Source organism: Vibrio sp. Vb0667 (assembly GCF_033391095.1).
The window spans coordinates 1-1715 of sequence record NZ_JAWPOL010000110.1 but is presented as its reverse complement, the minus strand read 5'-3'; the positions used below and the strand labels follow the sequence as shown (position 1 = coordinate 1715).

General features: G+C 49.0%; 1 protein-coding gene. It reads right to left on the bottom strand.

The genetic code is table 11. The features are described 5' to 3' along the window. Positions 1–1715, bottom strand: a 1715-nt coding sequence (plsB, locus tag R8269_RS23790) for a glycerol-3-phosphate 1-O-acyltransferase PlsB (RefSeq protein ID WP_318222724.1), incomplete at both ends; no start/stop codon positions are given.

The following is a 1715-nucleotide window of genomic DNA, read 5'->3' as shown; positions in this document are numbered from 1 at the left end:
ACAGCTCTTTCTTCAAGAATGGGTAGATTTGCGCAACGTTCTCTTGGATTTTCTCCACGGTGAGATTGCGCTGACGAATAATCATCTGAGCAATCAACGATGGCAGCGCAAACAAGTGAATGATGTTGTTGCGATAGTAAGTCATCAGAATCGATTGACTACGATCCAGAGAAATGATGTCGCCCATACTGTCTGTTTCAATCACAAACTTATCTAACGAGATAGCATGATCAACCAACTCTTCAGCACTTTCTGTTGGGATGGTTGAAGTGCTTGAGTATGGGTTGTTTTTCAGTAGCTTCAAGTAGCACTCAATCTGATTGATCAGAGAATCACGGGACAGTGCACGTTGACGAGAAGCCAACAATGCTGTTGCACAAAGCGTTAAGGCGTTTGCCGCTGCCGCATCGTTAATATGCGTCATCATCTTGTTCGCTAGCTCATTGACCACAGGATTCATCCATTGTGGTTTGCTACCGCCCATGCTATCGATGTCTTTTGTCCACTCTGGCGCGTGCTCGTTAAGGTATTGGTTGAGCTGAATAGGCTCACCGAAGTTCACATAGCCCAAACCAAAGTTACGCAGTTTACGTAGAGTGCGCAGAACAAGACCTGCGTTCTCTTTCTCTTTACGTTTACCGCGCAGTTCTTTGGCGTAAGTGCCCACTTCCATTACGTGCTCGTAACCGATGTAAACCGGTACCAGCGTTACCGGACGGTTTAGACCACGCAGCATCGCTTGAATCGTCATGGCCAACATACCCGTTTTCGCTTGCAGTAAACGACCGGTACGTGAGCGACCACCTTCGCTGAAGTACTCTACCGAGTAGCCTTTTGCAAACAGCTCGGCTAGATACTCGCGGAAAATCGTGGAGTACAGTTTGTTGCCTTTAAAGCTACGACGAATAAAGAACGCACCACCACGACGGAAAATCGGACCCGCAGGGAAGAAGTTCAGGTTGATACCCGCAGCAATGTGCGGTGGCACCATACCTTCATGGTACAGAACGTAAGACAGCAGTAGGTAGTCCATGTGACTACGGTGACACGGCACGTACACGATCTCATGGCCATCTTGCGCCAAGCGACGCACTGTCGAAGCGTTGTTGATGTGCAGGCCTTGATACAGTTTGGTCCACAGCCAGCTCAGGATGCGATCGCCGTTTTTCACCAGACCGTATGAGAAGTCGGCTGCGATTTCATCCATGATGTCATGGGCTTCTTTGCGCGCTTTCTCAATCGAAATGTCTTTGCTTTTTGCCTCGTCTTCAATCGCTTGTTCAATTGCAGGTGCCTTTAACAGGCGAGCAAATAGCACTTGGCGTTGCGGTAGGTTTGGACCTGATGCCGCCAATTTTTGACGAGAAAAGTGGATACGTGCGACGCGCGCTAATTTATGCGCAATAGCACTGTCTGTACCGTGAGAATCCGCCATATAACGCAGTGAAACCACCGGGCTAAAGCGCACCAAACAGTCACGACCTGCAGCCATTACCGCTTTCGCTTTTTGTGGCCCATTCATTGGTTGCAGGTACGGGCGATGGTTCTCTTCTTTACCTGGTTTGCGTCCCCAAAGTACGGTCGCTGGGATCATCTGCACATCAAGCTCGCTATCAAGCTTGTGCAGTTCCAGCAGCTCAGTAAATAGAGAAACAGAATCTGTCGGGATGTCGTTGTCATTACCCATCACGGTTGGACGTGAGGCAATAAAGACG